Raw genomic sequence first — 16,982 nt, 5'->3', positions numbered from 1 at the left:
ATCTTAAGTGATTTTTAAGAATAAAATCATCTCGTGGAGGAGGAAATCAGATGGGGAAAGTTTATCTAGTTGGCGCAGGACCAGGAGACATCGACTTAATTACAGTGAAAGGCGTAAAGTGTATTGAGCAGGCAGATGTGATCCTCTATGATCGCTTAATCAATCAAGACCTTCTCGATTACGCAAAAGAAGGAGTCGAGTTAATTTACTGCGGTAAGTTACCTGATTACCACACGCTAAAACAGGAAACCATAAATCGTTTTCTCGTAAAGCATGCACTTAAAGGGAAAGTGGTCACAAGGTTAAAAGGAGGAGACCCTTTTGTTTATGGTCGAGGTGGTGAAGAAGCCGAAGTCCTTTCAAACCATGGAATCCCCTTTGAAATCGTTCCAGGAATTACTTCTGGTATTGCTGCCCCTATGTATGCAGGCATTCCAGTAACACATCGTGAACTAAGTTCAACATTTGCATTTGTAACTGGTCATCGTAAAGAAGGCGAAGAAGAAGAATTACGCTGGGAGAGTCTCGCCAAAGGTATAGATACACTCGCCATTTATATGGGAGTGAAAAATCTACCTTATATTTGCTCGATGCTTCGAAAATATGGAAGAAATAAAGAAACTCCTGTTGCGCTTGTTCACTGGGGAACAACACAAACGCAACAAACGGTAACGGGTACCCTTGAGACAATAACAGAAGATGTAAAGAAAGCAGGAGTGCAAAACCCAAGCATGATTATCGTGGGTGAAGTGGTAAACCTAAGGTCGAAACTGAATTGGTTTGAGAAAATGTCACGAGATGAACAAAGCACTAAGTCGGTCGTTAGCGCCTTATAGGAGGTGGTGGATAGTGAAAGCCGTTCTATATATATGTCACGGTAGTCGCGTGAAAGAAGGAAGAAATCAAGCGGTAGAATTTGTTGAGAAGTGTAAAAAAGAACTTGGGTATCCAATACAAGAGACATGTTTTCTTGAGCTTTCGAAGCCCGATATTTATCAAGGTATATCAACATGTGTACAACAAGGTGCGAAAGAAATTGTGGTAGTACCCGTCTTATTACTTGCAGCAACTCATGTAAAGAAGGACATTCCGAACGAAGTAGAGCGCGTCTCTGGAGAATTTCCATCGATAACTGTTCACATGGGATGTCCTTTAGGAGTACACGATAAGTTGATCTCTATTATAGAAGAAAGAGTTAGGGAGACAGGAGTTTCCATTCAACAAGATGCAAGTGCTCTACTTGTAGGGAGAGGAAGTAGTGATCCTGATATAATAAGAGATTTAGATCGAATCGCAAGGCGAATCCTTGAAAAGATGAGATTTAAAAAGGTCTCTGTGTGCTATCTTGCAGCTGCAACTCCAACCTTTGATGAAGGAATTAAACACGCTAAAAACGGCACTAATAGTCAGGTCTTTGTCATTCCTTATCTTTTATTTACAGGTGTTCTAATGAGAGAAATGGAACATAAAATAAGTAGGTTAGATGGAGATGGTCCAGATTTCTATCTTTGTCATTACCTCGGCTACCATGAATTTTTGAAAGATGTATTGAAAGAAAGAGTAATAGAAGCATATGAGATGGAGGTAAAGGTATGAGGGAATATCCGGTTACCCTTAACCTGGTAGGAAAAAAAGTTGTCATTGTTGGAGGGGGGCGTATAGCGCTTAGGAAGCTCAAAGGTCTACTTGGTTGCGGTGCGAATCTAAAAGTAGTAAGTCCTGATATTCACAGTGATATTAAGAAATATGTGGATTCTGACAATATTACCCTCGTGGAACGCGCAGTTAGGGAGTGTGATATACATAATGCGTTTTTAATTATTGTAGCGACCAATTCGTATGAAGTGAATGAATTTGTTGTCAAACATGCCGAAGATAATCAGCTAGTTAATGCATCACATCAGGCTGACAGAGGTAACGTGTCTCTACCTGCAACGTTGAGGCGAGGAAGACTAGTGATATCTGTTGTCACAGGTGGAGCAAGTCCGTTGCTCGCAAAGAAAATTCGAGATGACCTTTCGTTGCAATATGACCAGTCATATGGACAGTATGTAGAGAGTTTATATAAGAAAAGGCTGGAAATAAAGAGCAATAACATGTGTGAAAGTGAAAAGAAGGACATTTTAGAAAAAGCTATGAATAAGACATTTCTATAATCACATGCTATTGATTCGCTTAGACTATTTTTCTGTTTCAAGATCATCAATGATACATTTGAAGCGATCCTAAAATTACCATAAGATAAGAAAGGAGGAGCCCTGGCTCCTCCTTTTGTTTCTTATAAAACGTTAAAGTATCTTCCTTCTGGGTGAGCGAAAACCATTGCAGTGACAGAGGCTTCGGGCTCCATCATACATCCATCCGTTAATTCAATCCCAATGTCTCGGGGATGAATGAGTGCAAATAACTTGTTTTGATCTTCGAGTTCGGGGCAAGCAGGGTATCCAAAGGAAAAGCGTTGACCCTGATATTTTGCTGAAAATCGATTCTGCATAGTGAAATCTGTGGGGTCTGGGAATCCCCATTTATCTCTCATCAACTGATGAATGTGTTCAGCAAGACCTTCAGCAGTCTCTAGAGCTAATGCTTGTAGTGCATGACTTTCCAAATAATCACCTTTATTTTTTAACTCTAGAGAACGTTCTCGAATTCCTCTTCCCGCTGTAACAGCAAAGAATCCAACATAATCCATTTCACCACTTGATACCGAACGAAGGTAGTCAGCAAGACATAAGAAAGGTTCTTTTTGCTGACGAGGAAACGAAAACCGTTCAATAACTGTTTGATGATCATGTGGAGAGTAAATGATCACTTCATTCCCATTGGACTGTGCTGGGAAGAATTGATACTTCGCTGAGGGCTGTATCCAATTTTCTTTTTTCGCTCGAGTTAACAGCTGGTCAACCACTTCTTTTAAATGAACAGCCTTCTCGTTTTTTTCCTTTAATAGTCTTGATACCTTCCCTTTAAGACCCAGGTGATGTCCAATTAACATCTGCATATTTATATATGGCTCAATATGTGCAACAGAGTAATTTCTTAAAATATGCGGCTCGAGATCGTATGGCTGATAAACCTGCACATCAGTCGTTACATTAGAAACAGGTTTAACAGCAACGGCCGTTCCGTTATTAGAGCTAGTTTTCCTTTCTATGACAGGTTGAGTAGCTCTTTTTTTAGATTGCTCTTCCATAAGAGTTCTTTTTTCTTCTTCATTACTTAGCCGATTGGAAAGCGATAGTCCTTCCATTGCGTCCTTTGCATAAAAAACAGGTCCATCATACTCAGCTGAAATTTTATTATCGGTAAATTTACGTGATAGAGCCGCACCGCCTACCATAATTGGTATAGATATTTTAGCTTGCTTCATATCTTGAGCGGTCAGAACCATTTGTTGGGCAGATTTCACTAATAGTCCTGAAAGTCCAACAAAATCTGGCTGTTGCTCGTGAATCTGATGAATAAGATCGGTAGGGGTAACCTTGATTCCAAGGTCAACCACCTCGAAACCATTATTACTTAATATTATTTCAACTAGGTTCTTACCAATATCATGAACATCGCCTTTAACGGTTGCTAATAATACTTTCCCTTTGGTATGGGAGGCATCTTCTTTTTCCATGTGAGGTTCGAGGAAAGCGACGGAAGCTTTCATCACCTCTGCACTTTGGAGTACCTCAGCAACAATTAATTGGTTATCATTAAATAATTTACCCACCTCTGCCATCCCATTCATTAGAGGTCCATTGATAATTTGAAGTGGAGAACTGTATTCATTAAGGGCTTTTTCTAAATCCTGCAGCAAACCTTCTTTTGTTCCTTCTACTACATATAAACTAAGTCGTTCTTGAAGCGTGAGGTTCGACGTTTGTACTTTGCTTTCTTTCTTTTTACCACGATAATAAGCTGTAAAATCAGCAAGAGTCATGTCGTTTGTTTCGAAAAGAAGTTCATCTGCAAGCCGAACTTCTTTATCAGAAATGGAAGCGTATCGTTCTAATTTCTCAGTGTTCACAATTGCGTAATCTAATCCTGCTTTTGTACAGTGGTACAAATAGGCAGCGTTTAATACTTCTCTCCCTACAGGAGGAAGCCCAAATGATACATTGCTAATTCCGAGTATAGTCTGACAGTCCGGGAGCGCTTCTTTAATAAGCTTTATCCCTTCAATTGTTTCAGAAGCTGAGCCGATGTATTGTTCATCGCCTGTTCCGATTGGAAAAACAAGTGGATCAAAAATGATATCTGAAGATTTGAGACCGTATTTAGAAACGAGTAGCTCATGTGAGCGTTTGGCAACTTCGAGCTTACGTTCAGCTGTTATCGCCATCCCTGACTCATCAATAGTGCCAACTACAACGGCGGCGCCATATTTATGAATAAGAGGAGTGACAGCTTCAAATCGTTCTTCTCCATCCTCGAGGTTAATTGAGTTGATGATCGCTTTTCCTTGTGAATAAGAAAGGGCTTTTTCAATCACCGCGTCATCTGTTGAGTCAATGATAAGAGGGGTTTTTACTTTATTTACAACATATTTCATGAAATTCTCAATATCTGCAAGTTCGTCACTGTCAGGATTTGCTAGGCAAATATCGATAACCTGCGCTCCTTTTTTTACTTGTGATCGAGCAATTTCAGAAGCCTCTTCAAATTTCTCCTCAGCTATAAGACGTTTGAATTTCCGTGAACCAATCACATTTGTCCGCTCTCCGACAAGAACAGGTCTTGTGTTTTCATCATAGATAAATGGCTCAATCCCTGAAATTGCGTGCGGGTGGGAGTGAGGCGCTTTTCTAGGCTGAACATTCTTCACAGAATCTGATATCGCTCTGATATGAGCAGGTGTCGTTCCACAACAACCGCCAACTACATTTAGCCATCCTTTTTCCGCAAATCCTCTAATTTTTAATGCCAAACTTTCTGGCGTTTCATGATAATGCCCCTCTTCATCTGGAAGACCCGCATTTGGATAGCAACTCACAGAAGTTGTGGCAAGATCTGATAGAGAGCGGAGGTGATCTCTCATAAATTCTGGTCCTGTTGCACAGTTTAGACCAACAACAGCTGGGTTCATGTGTTCAAGTGATAAATAAAAAGCTTCAATGCTTTGACCTGCGAGAGTTGTTCCCATCGGTTCGATAGTACCAGAAATGATAAGGGGAACAGAACGATTGCTTTCTTTAAAAGATTTTGAAATCCCAATAAAAGCGGCTTTAACATTTAGCATATCCTGACTTGTTTCAACAAGGAGGAGATCTACGCCACCTTCTAGTAATCCTTTTGCTTGTAATTGATAGGATCGGCATAGAGCTTCAAATGTAGTGCCACCTGTAACAGATAATGTTTTTGTTGTTGGCCCCATTGAACCAGCTACAAAACGGGGCTTATCAAATGTCGTCACTTTGGAAACTGCTTCTTTTGCTAGAATGGCAGATGTGTAGTTAAGCTTTTCAGCAAGATGGCCAAGATTATATTCGTCGAGTACGAGATCGGTCGCTCCGAAAGTGTTCGTTTCAATAATATCAGCACCACAAGCTAAGTAATCATCATGTATTGAGGAGATAAGGTCTGGTCTTGTTAAAGATAAGTATTCGTTGCAGCCTTCGAAATCTTCACCACCAAAATCAGCGGGCATAAGATTAGCCTGTTGAATCATTGTTCCCATGGCTCCATCAAGAACAAGAATTCTCTTCTTAAGTAGATCTTCAAATGAGGGGTAGACCACTATGAATCTTCCTTTCTTCTTCAATACGAGTTTTTTCTTTAATGTAACGAGTTAATTCTACTGTTAATTCGTAGCGCAAAAACGGTGTTATTAAATAAATGCCATTGAATAAATCGAATGCTGCATCAATTAAGGACTTTGCGATGGCGAGTCCTTCATTTTGTGACTCACTGGCATCGGTGGCTGTGGACATTCGCTTACGTATTGAATCAGATAATTTTATTCCTGGTACTTCATTATGCAGGAATTCGGCATTTCGATAGCTTGTTAACGGCATGATTCCGATGTAAATAGGGCACGTTAAATGTTTTGTAGCTTCATGTACTTCGATTAATTGTTCTTCGCTATAGATAGGCTGACTAATAAAATAATCCGCCCCATACTGCTGTTTTTTCTCAAGTCTTGCGACAGCTCGATCAAGATGGCGAACATTAGGGTTAAAAGCTGCTGCGATCGAAAAGGAAGTCTTCATCCCAAGTGATTTACCGGAATAAGATAACCCGTTGTTGAATTGTTTGATTAACCGGATAAGGTCGAAAGATGATACGTCATATACAGAAGTTGCACCTGGAAAATCTCCTATTTTTGTAGGATCTCCAGTAACAGCGAGTACCTGATTAATTCCCAGTGTATGAAGCCCCATTATATGCGATTGTAATCCGATGATATTCCGGTCTCTACAAGCTATGTGCACGAGAGGGCGAACATTAAATTGTGACTGAATAGTTGATGCCATAGCTGTATTGCAAATACGAGGTGAGGCAAGGGAATTATCAGCTAGTGTAATAGCATCTACTCCGACTTCTTGTAGGGCCTTCGTACCTTGGAGATACTTCTTTGTATTTAGCTTCTTAGGCGGATCAAGCTCTACGATAACAGAACGTTGCTTTTGAGCAATTTCATGCAAGTGGGGCAAACGTTCTATGTTGTTTTCGGTTTGTGTGACTTCTTTAGCTATTACTTCTATTTTTTTATGAGTAATAGGTTTTGTTCCCTTTAAAGCTTTTGAAACAGCAGCAATATGTTCTGGTGTTGTACCACAACATCCTCCAATTAATCGAACACCTTGTTTGCGGAGAGATTCAGCACTTTGTTTAAAATAATCAGGGGCAGTGGGGTAAACCAATCGTCCCTCCTCATAGTCAGGTAAACTTGCATTTGGATAAGCAGAGAGATAACTAGTTGAAAGGGGGACCTCTTCAAAAGCTTGAATCATGTGATATGGCCCTAGTCTACAATTAACACCTGTCACATCTGCTCCAGACTTTTCTAATTGTTTAAGAGCAGATGGAAGGGAGGTCCCGTTTTGTAAAACCCCGGGTTCATGCATGGAAACTTGAGCTATTATGGGGAGGTTCGTTTGTTTTCGAGCAATCCCAAGGACTGATGAAATTTCTTCAAGATCGTAATAAGTTTCGAGTAAGATCCCGTCAACGCCCTCAAGTAGAAGACAGTATAACTGTTCTCTAAAGCTACGTTTGATTTCATCAAGAGAAGTCTTTTGAGTATTGATTCCTCGTATGCCACCGATCGTTCCAAATACATAAGTCGCTTTGTTTGCTGCTTGTCGAGCTAATTTAACAGCTTCAGTGTTCATTTCTTTTACAAGATCTTCAAGACCATATCTCGCTAATTTACTGTAGTTTGCTCCATAGGTGTTCGTTTGTATCACGTCTGAACCTGCTTCTACATATGCGCGGTGTATGTTTAATACTTGCTCTGGATGCGATAGGTTTAACTCTTCAAAACATTGATCTACCCCATATGAATAGAGAGGTGTTCCCATCGCGCCATCACCGATTAGAATATTGTTTTTTAATTTATTAAGGAAACTCATAGTTGACCACTCGCTTCGGAAGCGGAGTATTGCTTTCTAATAGCTGCAAATCCATTTTTGAAATCTTTTAATAAATCATCAGGATTTTCAAGTCCCACAGACAATCGCAATAATCCATCTGTGATGCCTCGTTTTCTTCGTTCTATAGGAGGCATAGAAGCATGTGACATTCTAGCTGGATAGGAGAGAATTGATTCTACGGCACCAAGACTTACCGCGAAAACAGGAATTTGAACATGCTTTGTGAATAGACGCACGGCATTTTCATCAGGTAACCGAAAGGACAAAACTGCACCAGGACCAGCGGCTTGATAAATATGAGTGGAGTGACCAGGGTGATAAGAAAGCCCTGGATAAAAGACTTCTTCTACTATCTTTTCTTTAGTAAGAGCATGCGCAAGACGAAACGCAGATCTAGACGATTGATCTAGCCGACAATGCAATGTTTTTAAGCCACGGAGAACTAACCAGGAATCGTGAGCGCTTAAAATCGATCCAAACGAGTTTTGCAGGAATGCAAGCTGTTCCGCTAATTCCTCACTCTTTACGGCAGCAAGACCAGCGACGACATCGCTATGTCCTGAAATGAATTTCGTAGCACTATGCAATACGATATCGGCTCCGAAGTCTAACGGACGTTGTAGAGCAGGTGTCATAAAGGTGTTATCGACAAATGTTAAACAATTATTCGCTTTAGCTAATTTAACAACGGCTTGAATGTCAGTTACCTTCAGCAAAGGATTAGAAGGCGTTTCGATATAGATTACTTTAGTATTGGATTGAATACCTCTCGCCACTTCATTTAAATCTGTCATGTCTACAAAAGTATGTTTAATTCCAAATCTCCCGAGAACGTCGTGAATCATGCGATACGTCCCACCGTAGACGTCTTCAGATATAAGAACGTGATCGTTTTGTGAAAGGAGCATAAACGAGGTGGCGATAGCGGCCATCCCAGAAGCAAACGCAAATCCCTTAACCCCACCTTCAAGATTGGCAATTGTTTCTTCAAGCGCTTCGCGAGTGGGGTTGCCTGAACGACTGTAATCGTATTTTCCAGGTTGGTCAAAATCCATCTGATGAAATGTAGAAGCCTGTTGGATAGGGACGCTAACAGCTCCCGTAGCTTTATCAAATTTGTGATCGTTATGAAGAAGTTTTGTTTGAAATGTATAATCAGTATTTGTCAATTTGAACAACCTCCTCTTTAAAAATGGACAATGCTTGATTCAGGTCTTGTATTAAGTCATCAATGTTTTCAATCCCAACAGAGAAACGTAGCAGTCGATTGCACACCCCTTTTTCAAGTCTGATGTCTTCTGGTATCTCAGCATGAGTTTGCGTTGAAGGATATGTGATAAAGCTTTCTACCCCTCCAAGACTTTCAGCAAATGTGACAAGTGTTAATTTTCTAAGAAAGAGATCTACCCATTCTTCGGAGCGCAATCTGAAAGAAAGCATCCCACCTTTATCTGGATAAAAAACGTCTGTTATTGCTTCATGATTTGTTAAAAATTCAGTTACCTTTCTGGCATTCTCTTCATGCTGCTTCATTCTGAGTGGCAAGGTTTTCATGCCTCTCATTAATAACCAGGAATCAAAAGGAGAAAGCACAGCGCCTGCACCGTTTTGGTATTGTTGGATTTCAGCGCAAATATTCTCACCTTTTGCAACCACAAGCCCTGCGAGAATATCATTATGACCGCCTAAATACTTAGTGGCACTATGCACGACGATATCCGCCCCAAGCAGTAGTGGGTTTTGTAGAAGAGGGGTGAACAAAGTATTGTCTACAATAAATAATAGGTCCCTGTTTTCTGTTATCCGTGCAATTTTTTCAAGATCTGTTAATTTCATTAATGGATTAGATGGATTTTCAACAAAAATGGCTTTTGTACGGTGAGTTAGGAGTGATGAAAGTTGTTCATTTCTTTGTGTATCAAAATATGTGAAGGAGATACCATAATGTTTTTCAGCATGGGCAAATAATCGATAAGTCCCACCATACAAATCATCTGAGACGAGAATATGGTCGCCGCTTTTGAATATGGCAAGGATTGCTTGAATCGCAGCCATTCCGGAACTAAAAGCAAATCCCTGATCACCATGTTCGAGTTCTGATATAGCGGATTCTAAAATGGATCGTGTCGGGTTTTTGGTTCTTGAATAATCGAATCCGGTGGATTGACCGATGCCTTCATGGCTATACGATGTGGAGAAGTACACTGGAGGATTTACCGCACCGGTTTTAGTATCTGAATGATTACCTAATTGGACAAGTAGTGTTTCTAACTGTTTATTCGACATAATCAATCTCCTTTTCATTGAATAAGGGCAATAAAAAAAGCCCTCTATAAGAAGAAGACTTTGGTTGCTCTTCTTCTTATCTTCCAAGTTGAAATCAACTTGCTGGAGTTAGCACCTTACCAGAAAATATCTGGTGGTTGCTGAAGCTTCATAGGGCCAGTCCCTCTGCTTCTCTTGATAAGAATTGAAAATATATGGAATTTTATTGTGTCGCTTTTTTCATAATCTACATCACTTTAAAGTGAAAAGCAAGGGATTTGAGTAAATTATCAAAATTTTTCTTCTGTTGAATCATTTGCTCGCTCGTTCGTTACACGTTTTTTTGGTAACGGGATTTCTTTAATCGTAAGATAAAGTAGCATGATGGCCACAATCCAATAAAGTAGGAATCCTAAAGGGACTGCTGTTTTAATGAGGGCCATAATCGCAAAGAAGAGCGTTGGAATTGTTACTGAATAAACAGATAAGACCCAAAGTTGTTTATAAGAAGCTTTTCTTCCGGTAATACTTCTCAATAGTAGTCCAATTGTAGCTAGTACGGTAACTCCTATAAACTTAAGGCCGGTTTGAAACAAATAGATAACGAATATCAGTAACGGAATAAAGATAGGGAGCAGGTTGTCCAGATTATTACTTAGCTCATTAACATCTTGCTTCGTGAAAGTCATCGAACTAAAGTTACTGTAATTAAACTCCTGTCTAGCACCGCTATCTACAACGATTACACGATCTTTTAGGAATGCGATAACGGAATCATATTGATCAACATCATCAGGCTTTGTCTGGTCTGTCGCATCAAAAATAAAAGTATTTTCATCATTTTGTCGAATAAGCGGTTCAGACTGTTCACTTGTTAAAGATCCGTCCTCTAAAGTGAATTCTGGTAGATCTGACATATGTGTTTTGAGATCCTCATAAGCGTTTGTAAAGGATAGAGCCGTCATAATTCCTACTGGCACAGAAGAAAGGAACATAAGTAAAAACACGTACAATATTGGCTTGCCTAGCTTTTGAAAACGGAATCTGGCCATCATCTTAGGGGAAAATAAGCTGTAGTAAAGTTGTTTAAAAACGTTCAAATTAATAATCTCCTTTCTAAATGTGGAGCGTTTCTCCACCCAATCAGTTTATCTTATATAGAGAGAAGGGAACAGTATTCTTGGTGAAACTTTATTGAAATAAATTTGTTTTCAGCATAATATCTTTACAAATCTATATTAACTCTTTACAAAGGGGGGAGCGATGTAGATAATAGACAAGGGACTTTGTTGAGTATTGTCGAAAAAAATAAAACATAAGTGCAAGGGGTTGAAATGATGGAACTCAACGTTCAGGAGATGATCTTTCAGTTTGTGGGAGGTCTTGGTATTTTCCTGTTTGGACTAAAGTATATGGGAGACGGCCTTCAACGATCAGCAGGTGATCGATTAAGAGACATTCTCGATCGTTTTACGACTAACCCGTTTATGGGTGTGCTCGCTGGGGTCATTGTAACTATTCTCATACAAAGTAGTTCAGGAACAACGGTTTTAACAGTCGGTCTTGTTAACGCAGGATTTATGACTCTGAAGCAAGCAATTGGCGTTGTAATGGGTGCGAACATTGGTACAACTGTTACAGCATTTATTATTGGTTTTCCTATTAAAGATTACGCACTTCCAATTATAGCCATCGGTTCTTTGTTAATTTTCTTCTTTAAAAACAAGAAAATTAACTACGCTGGTCAAATCGTCTTCGGATTTGGTGCGTTGTTCTTTGGACTTGAATTAATGAGTACGGGAATGAAACCACTTCGTAGCCTTGAGGCTTTCCAAGAATTAACAGTAAGCATGAGCTCGAACCCACTGTTAGGCGTTGTGATCGGTACAGTATTTACTGTCATTGTACAAAGTTCCAGTGCGACAATTGGTGTATTGCAAGGTCTTTATTCACAGAACGCAATGGATATTCAAGCTGCATTACCAGTTCTGTTTGGAGATAATATCGGTACAACGATTACCGCAGTTCTTGCTTCTATCGGTGCATCCGTTGCCGCTAGACGTACAGCACTGACTCACGTTATTTTCAATTTAATTGGAACGGCGCTTTTCCTAATATTCTTATTCGCCTATACGCCGTTTATTGAATACTTAAGAGATGCATTAAACTTAACACCGGAAATGACGATTGCATTCGGACACGGGATCTTTAACATTACAAATACTGTTATCCAGTTCCCATTCATTGCCGGACTTGCCTATCTCGTTACAAAAATTATTCCTGGTGATGATGCAACGATTGAATATAAGCCAAAACACCTTGATCCAGTATTTATCGAACGCTCTCCATCTGTTGCATTAGGACAAGCTAAAGAAGAAGTGATTCGAATGAGCGGATTTGCTTATAAGGGTGTTAAAGAAGCATCAAATTATTTAACATCTAAGAGTCAGAAGAGCGCTGAAAAAACCGCTCAGTATGAAGAAGCTATTAACAACCTGGATAATAAAATTACAGATTACCTTATCCAATTATCAGCAACTTCTCTGTCTGGAGATGAGTCGACACGACACGGTATGCTAATGGACTCAGTTCGTGATATCGAGCGTATTGGCGATCATATGGAGAATATTGTTGAGTTGGTTGATTATCAAATAAGCAATAAAGTGAAGATGACTGACGTTGCTATGAAAGACCTTGATGAAATGTTTAATCTGACTCTTTCTGCACTCAATGAAGCCTTTGATGCACTTGATAAATGGGATGTAGCTAAGGCGCAGGAAGTTGTTAAGCTAGAAGATAAGATCGACAAAATGGAAAGAACGCTTCGTAAGCAGCATATCCTTCGTCTAAATGAGGGTGAATGTACTGGAAGTGCTGGAATTGTTTTTGTTGATATCATCAGTAACCTTGAGCGTATTGGTGACCATGCGGTGAATATTGCAGAAGCCGTCATTGGAGAAGAATAAATGTGGGAAGCAGAGGGATGCCTCTGCTTCTTTTTATCATTATATAGAAGAAAAGTGACATCTCCGCTAAAATAGAGTCAAGTTGAAGGGAGGTTAAAAGCGTGGATATTCTATTATGGTGCCTGATCATTGCGTCATTCATCATTGCATTTGTGGGATTGATTTATCCAATTATTCCAGCCGTACTATTTATTTATGTTGGGTTTATCCTGTATGGGGTGTTTTTTGATTTTGGTTCAATGACTATTTCCTTTTGGATTGTTGAAGTTCTGCTGACGATGCTATTATTTGTTGCGGACTATGCTAGTAATTTATTTGGCGTGAAGAAGTATGGAGGGTCAAAGGCGGCGATATGGGGGAGTACAATTGGTTTACTTGTTGGCCCATTTGTCATTCCGTTTGCAGGGATCATCCTTGGACCATTTATCGGGGCTATCTTAGCTGAACTAGTTATTCATCGAAAAGCTTTTAAAGAATCTGTTCAAGTAGGTGTAGGTTCATTGCTTGGTTTTCTTGGTGGAGCTGTTATGAAAGGTTTACTCCAAACGATTATGGTGGTTGTGTTCCTAGTGTATGTCCTATAAGTTCTTGATGACAAAATGAAAGCGTGATATAGTATTTTCATAATTGAAATTAAGATTAATTCAATTAAATTTGAAAAACTTATTGACTCTTTCTTTATCCATATGATATATTAGTTCTTGTCGTTAAGAAATATTCCACAGTAGCTCAGTGGTAGAGCTATCGGCTGTTAACCGATCGGTCGTAGGTTCGAATCCTACCTGTGGAGCCATATGGCGGTGTAGCTCAGCTGGCTAGAGCGTACGGTTCATACCCGTGAGGTCGGGGGTTCGATCCCCTCCGCCGCTACCATATATTTCAACGATACAACATGGCGGTTGTGGCGAAGTGGTTAACGCACCGGATTGTGATTCCGGCATTCGTGGGTTCAATTCCCATCAGCCGCCCCACTTATTACATAAGGACCCTTAGCTCAGCTGGTTAGAGCTGACGGCTCATAACCGTCCGGTCGCAGGTTCGAGTCCTGCAGGGTCCACCAAATGCATATCGGAGGAATACCCAAGTCTGGCTGAAGGGATCGGTCTTGAAAACCGACAGGGGCTTAGTCGCCCGCGGGGGTTCGAATCCCTCTTCCTCCTCCATTTTCTAAAAGTTAGCTTTCTAAAAAATGGATGCAAATTAGGTTCTTTTACATCATCGCGGGGTGGAGCAGTTCGGTAGCTCGTTGGGCTCATAACCCAAAGGTCGCAGGTTCAAATCCTGCCCCCGCAACCAAAATGAAATTCTTACTACGTCGAACATACTTCTTCGTCAGAATTTAATTGGAGTGCCATTGGTGCAACCAAAATAAAATTCTTACTACGTCGAACATACTTCTTTGTTAGAATTTAAATGGAGTGCTCTAGGGGCAACCTAAGCTCATAGCAACTCCAAATTATTTTGAATGTAAATGCAAACTACATACTAATTAAAATTAATACTGATAACATGATTCGGCTCTGTAGCTCAGTCGGTAGAGCAGAGGACTGAAAATCCTCGTGTCGGCGGTTCGATTCCGTCCGGAGCCACCACTCAATAAAGATCCCACTCGTCAAATAATGACGAGTTTTTTTATGTTTTATGTATGTTATTACGATGTTAATTCTCGATTTTTTCTTTTAAGATGTTTAATTCCATATACTGAGGGGAAACTTTATCTGTGTTGCGGAAATTCAAAGGTTTATTATTTGAAAACGCATGACAATTCTGCTAGTGTAAACTTGTGACGACATCATGTTCAAGTGGTGGCTAACGCTACCCTAACAGCAAGTTACATACTATATTTAAGGAGGAGATTCACAATGGCTAAATTTGAACTACCAGAACTACCTTACGACTACAATGCACTAGAACCACACATCGACGAAGAAACAATGAAGATCCACCACGACAAGCACCATAACGCATATGTAACAAAATTAAATGGTGCACTAGAAGGTCATGAGGAGCATGCATCTAAGAGCCTTGAAGATCTTCTTGGCAACCTTGACGCACTTCCTGAAGGCATTCGCACTGCTGTTCGAAACAATGGTGGCGGGCACGCTAACCACTCACTTTTCTGGCAATTGCTAAGCCCTAACGGTGGCGGCGAACCATCAGGTGATCTAAGCGAAGCACTTAAAAAGAAATTTGGTAGCTTTGAAAGCTTCAAAGAAGAATTTGCTAATGCTGCAGCTGGTCGTTTTGGCTCAGGCTGGGCTTGGCTAGTAGTAAAAGGTGGAGAACTTGAAGTAACAAGCACTCCAAACCAAGATACTCCAGTAATGGAAGGTGTTACACCAATTCTTGGGCTAGATGTTTGGGAGCATGCTTATTATCTTAAGTATCAAAACAAACGTCCTGATTATATCGCTGCATTCTGGAATGTAGTTAACTGGGATGAAGTTGCAAAGCGTTACGAAGCAGCTAAATAATTTACCAAGCTTTCAAAACCCCCGACATTTATGTTGGGGGTTTTTCTATTATGGTTCGATTAAGGTATAAATTGTTCCTAAATGGTGTAGCATGAAATTTATTATAAAATCTGTAAAATCACAGCCAGTTTCAAAATCATGAGGTGTACAAATCAGAACTTGATGATCTGTGATGGTTAAAGAGATGAGATCAATTCGATATTGGATTTGAAGATAGTGCCTCATCCTATAAATAAAGAACGAGTGTTCATCATCTCCTATAAGATGTTGAACGCTTTGAAGTAGTTGGATTTGACTGTTTTCAGAAATGTAGTCTGTCCGATATAGAAAGTAATACATACCCAGTCCCCTTTCAAAAACAGTTTATCCTTTTTGTTTCATCCGCATAACGAACAGAATTTAAGTCAAAATAAGGGTGGATGAAAAAAGGGGAGTTTGTTATGAAAGTTATAAAACATATGATTGGTGAGATAGAGGTAACAAAAGATTTGTTGTTATTACTTACAATCGGTGGTTTATACGCGCTGAGTATTGCGCTCTCAAATACGTTCGTAAATGTTTACTTGTGGAAGCAGTCTGGTGATTTTGCGGATATAGGTATATACAACCTTGCTGCGGTTATAAGTCAGCCGCTTACCTTTATTCTCGCAGGTAGATGGGCTAAAAAAATGGATAGAGTTATTGTATTGCGGATTGGAGTGATTTTTCTCGCTCTTTTCTATATAACAGTGCTTTTTCTTGGTCAGAACGCTAGTCATTTGCTTATCTTACTGGGCGCTTTACTCGGAATAGGGTTTGGCTTTTATTGGCTTGCATTTAATGTGCTAACATTCGAAATTACAGAACCGGACACAAGGGATTTCTTTAATGGATTCCTTGGTTTACTTACATCTTTCGCTGGGATGATTGGGCCAATATTTGCTGGTGTTATTATTTCAAGTCTAGAAGCATTCACGGGGTACAAAGTAATATTTGCCGTCTCACTTGCTTTGTTTTTCGCAGCTGTAATCTTAAGTTTCTTTCTCGAACGTCGTTCTGCCAAAGGGACTTTTTCATTTACACGTGTTTTTCAAGAAAGAAAAGCGAATACAGACTGGCTTAACATTTTACACGCGCATTTTTTTCAAGGTATAAGAGAAGGTACCTTTATTTTCATTATCGTTGTCCTAGTTTTTATTACGACGGAAAGTGAGCTTGCAATTGGTACTTTTGGACTTGTTAATTCAGGAGTATCGTTTTTAGCCTATTATTTGGCGACGAGATTGATTAAACCGCGATATCGTAAGAAGGCTATTTTATATGGCGGACTTATTCTTTACGCTTCGGTTTTTTTACTTGTATCCGACCTAACGTTTGCCCGGTTGTTAATGTATGGTGTTTGTATTTCTCTTGCTTATCCACTATTACTTGTCCCCTACATTTCGCTTACGTACGATGTGATCGGTAAGGCTTGGAATGCAGCTGAAATGCGGATTGAGTATATTGTCGTTCGAGAGGTATACTTAAACTTAGGACGAATTGTTTCCGTTCTTTTATTCTTAATAACAGTAGCGTTATTCGACGATGAAACGAGCATTCCGATTTTATTATTAATTGTTGGTGCTGGCCATTCTTTTATTTACCTGTTTGTAAGAAAACTTCAAGCTCCCCACCCCCCAAACCCTTCTCCTGACACCGTACAATAGCTCATTAGA

At 39.8% G+C, this 16,982-nt stretch carries 13 protein-coding genes, 7 tRNA genes and 1 riboswitch; of the genes, 14 read left to right on the top strand and 6 right to left on the bottom strand.

The genetic code is table 11. The features are described 5' to 3' along the window. The first annotated feature begins 50 nt into the window (after positions 1 to 50). From cobA to AC0VYJ_RS14510, 3 genes are read left to right on the top strand one after another with little or no spacing between them, the layout of a single operon-like run. Entirely contained in the window at positions 51 to 836 is a 786-nt protein-coding gene (gene cobA, locus AC0VYJ_RS14520) for a uroporphyrinogen-III C-methyltransferase (protein ID WP_283153972.1), read from the top strand. A gap of 13 nt (positions 837 to 849) precedes the next feature. Further along, a complete protein-coding gene (locus tag AC0VYJ_RS14515) occupies positions 850 to 1,596 on the top strand; it encodes a sirohydrochlorin chelatase (RefSeq protein ID WP_475365497.1) in 747 nt (248 codons plus the stop codon). Next, positions 1,593 to 2,156, top strand: coding sequence for an NAD(P)-dependent oxidoreductase (locus tag AC0VYJ_RS14510; RefSeq protein ID WP_430244251.1), 564 nt, complete (start codon positions 1,593 to 1,595; stop codon positions 2,154 to 2,156). The genes AC0VYJ_RS14515 and AC0VYJ_RS14510 overlap by 4 nt, the downstream gene beginning before the upstream one ends. Positions 2,157 to 2,278: 122 nt before the next feature. Here AC0VYJ_RS14510 and metH read toward each other — a convergent pair whose 3' ends face one another. The 5 genes from metH to AC0VYJ_RS14485 form a co-directional block, all read right to left on the bottom strand. Beyond that, positions 2,279 to 5,665: a methionine synthase gene (gene metH, locus AC0VYJ_RS14505; protein WP_475367497.1), complete on the bottom strand. Its 3,387-nt coding sequence runs from the start codon at positions 5,663 to 5,665 to the stop codon at positions 2,279 to 2,281. Positions 5,666 to 5,705: 40 nt separating this feature from the next. Beyond that, positions 5,706 to 7,562 (bottom strand): bifunctional homocysteine S-methyltransferase/methylenetetrahydrofolate reductase, encoded by a 1,857-nt coding sequence (locus tag AC0VYJ_RS14500; protein ID WP_475365496.1) that lies wholly within the window; start codon positions 7,560 to 7,562, stop codon positions 5,706 to 5,708. After that, on the bottom strand, positions 7,559 to 8,752 hold the full coding sequence (metC, locus tag AC0VYJ_RS14495; protein WP_475365495.1) for a cystathionine beta-lyase: 1,194 nt from the start codon (positions 8,750 to 8,752) through the stop codon (positions 7,559 to 7,561). Before metC ends, AC0VYJ_RS14500 begins: the two co-directional genes overlap by 4 nt. After that, complete coding sequence (locus AC0VYJ_RS14490) at positions 8,739 to 9,869, bottom strand: methionine biosynthesis PLP-dependent protein (RefSeq protein ID WP_475365494.1); 1,131 nt, start codon at positions 9,867 to 9,869, stop codon at positions 8,739 to 8,741. The genes metC and AC0VYJ_RS14490 overlap by 14 nt, the downstream gene beginning before the upstream one ends. Positions 9,870 to 9,942: 73 nt before the next feature. Continuing rightward, positions 9,943 to 10,053: riboswitch (SAM riboswitch) on the bottom strand. An 85-nt stretch (positions 10,054 to 10,138) separates the two neighbouring features. After that, the gene (locus AC0VYJ_RS14485; protein ID WP_283153977.1) at positions 10,139 to 10,948 is read right to left on the bottom strand and encodes a DUF1189 domain-containing protein; all 810 of its coding nucleotides are present in this window, start codon (positions 10,946 to 10,948) and stop codon (positions 10,139 to 10,141) included. A 237-nt stretch (positions 10,949 to 11,185) separates the two neighbouring features. Here AC0VYJ_RS14485 and AC0VYJ_RS14480 point away from each other — a divergent pair, with 237 nt between their 5' ends. The 10 genes from AC0VYJ_RS14480 (at position 11,186) to AC0VYJ_RS14435 (ending at position 15,288) form a co-directional block, all read left to right on the top strand. Next, entirely contained in the window at positions 11,186 to 12,814 is a 1,629-nt protein-coding gene (locus tag AC0VYJ_RS14480) for a Na/Pi cotransporter family protein (protein WP_283153978.1), read from the top strand. Between the two features lie 101 nt (positions 12,815 to 12,915). Beyond that, positions 12,916 to 13,398 (top strand): DUF456 domain-containing protein, encoded by a 483-nt coding sequence (locus AC0VYJ_RS14475; protein ID WP_283153979.1) that lies wholly within the window; start codon positions 12,916 to 12,918, stop codon positions 13,396 to 13,398. Between the two features lie 134 nt (positions 13,399 to 13,532). Next, positions 13,533 to 13,607 (top strand) — tRNA-Asn (locus AC0VYJ_RS14470). Between the two features lie 3 nt (positions 13,608 to 13,610). Beyond that, positions 13,611 to 13,687, top strand: a tRNA-Met gene (locus AC0VYJ_RS14465). A 22-nt stretch (positions 13,688 to 13,709) separates the two neighbouring features. Beyond that, a tRNA-His gene (locus AC0VYJ_RS14460) sits at positions 13,710 to 13,785 on the top strand. Between the two features lie 12 nt (positions 13,786 to 13,797). Further along, positions 13,798 to 13,874: transfer RNA gene (locus AC0VYJ_RS14455), tRNA-Ile, on the top strand. Between the two features lie 10 nt (positions 13,875 to 13,884). Beyond that, a tRNA-Ser gene (locus tag AC0VYJ_RS14450) sits at positions 13,885 to 13,977 on the top strand. Positions 13,978 to 14,033: 56 nt separating this feature from the next. Then, positions 14,034 to 14,110 (top strand) — tRNA-Met (locus AC0VYJ_RS14445). A gap of 220 nt (positions 14,111 to 14,330) precedes the next feature. Continuing rightward, a tRNA-Phe gene (locus AC0VYJ_RS14440) sits at positions 14,331 to 14,406 on the top strand. 270 nt (positions 14,407 to 14,676) lie between these two features. After that, the gene (locus tag AC0VYJ_RS14435; protein WP_194222182.1) at positions 14,677 to 15,288 is read left to right on the top strand and encodes a superoxide dismutase; all 612 of its coding nucleotides are present in this window, start codon (positions 14,677 to 14,679) and stop codon (positions 15,286 to 15,288) included. Positions 15,289 to 15,336: 48 nt separating this feature from the next. Here the strand turns inward: AC0VYJ_RS14435 and AC0VYJ_RS14430 are convergent, their stop codons facing one another. Beyond that, a complete protein-coding gene (locus AC0VYJ_RS14430) occupies positions 15,337 to 15,627 on the bottom strand; it encodes a hypothetical protein (protein WP_430244264.1) in 291 nt (96 codons plus the stop codon). Between the two features lie 101 nt (positions 15,628 to 15,728). Here AC0VYJ_RS14430 and AC0VYJ_RS14425 point away from each other — a divergent pair, with 101 nt between their 5' ends. After that, positions 15,729 to 16,973 carry an MFS transporter gene (locus AC0VYJ_RS14425; RefSeq protein ID WP_475365493.1) on the top strand — a complete coding sequence of 415 codons (1,245 nt, stop codon included), beginning with the start codon at positions 15,729 to 15,731 and terminating at the stop codon, positions 16,971 to 16,973. Positions 16,974 to 16,982: the final 9 nt, after the last annotated feature.

It is taken from the genome of Anaerobacillus sp. 63XJN7_5_ISO-PGPR-S23-430, from assembly GCF_056173695.1.
The sequence above is the reverse complement of the archived record's forward strand: the minus strand, read 5'-3'. Positions and strand labels throughout refer to the sequence as shown.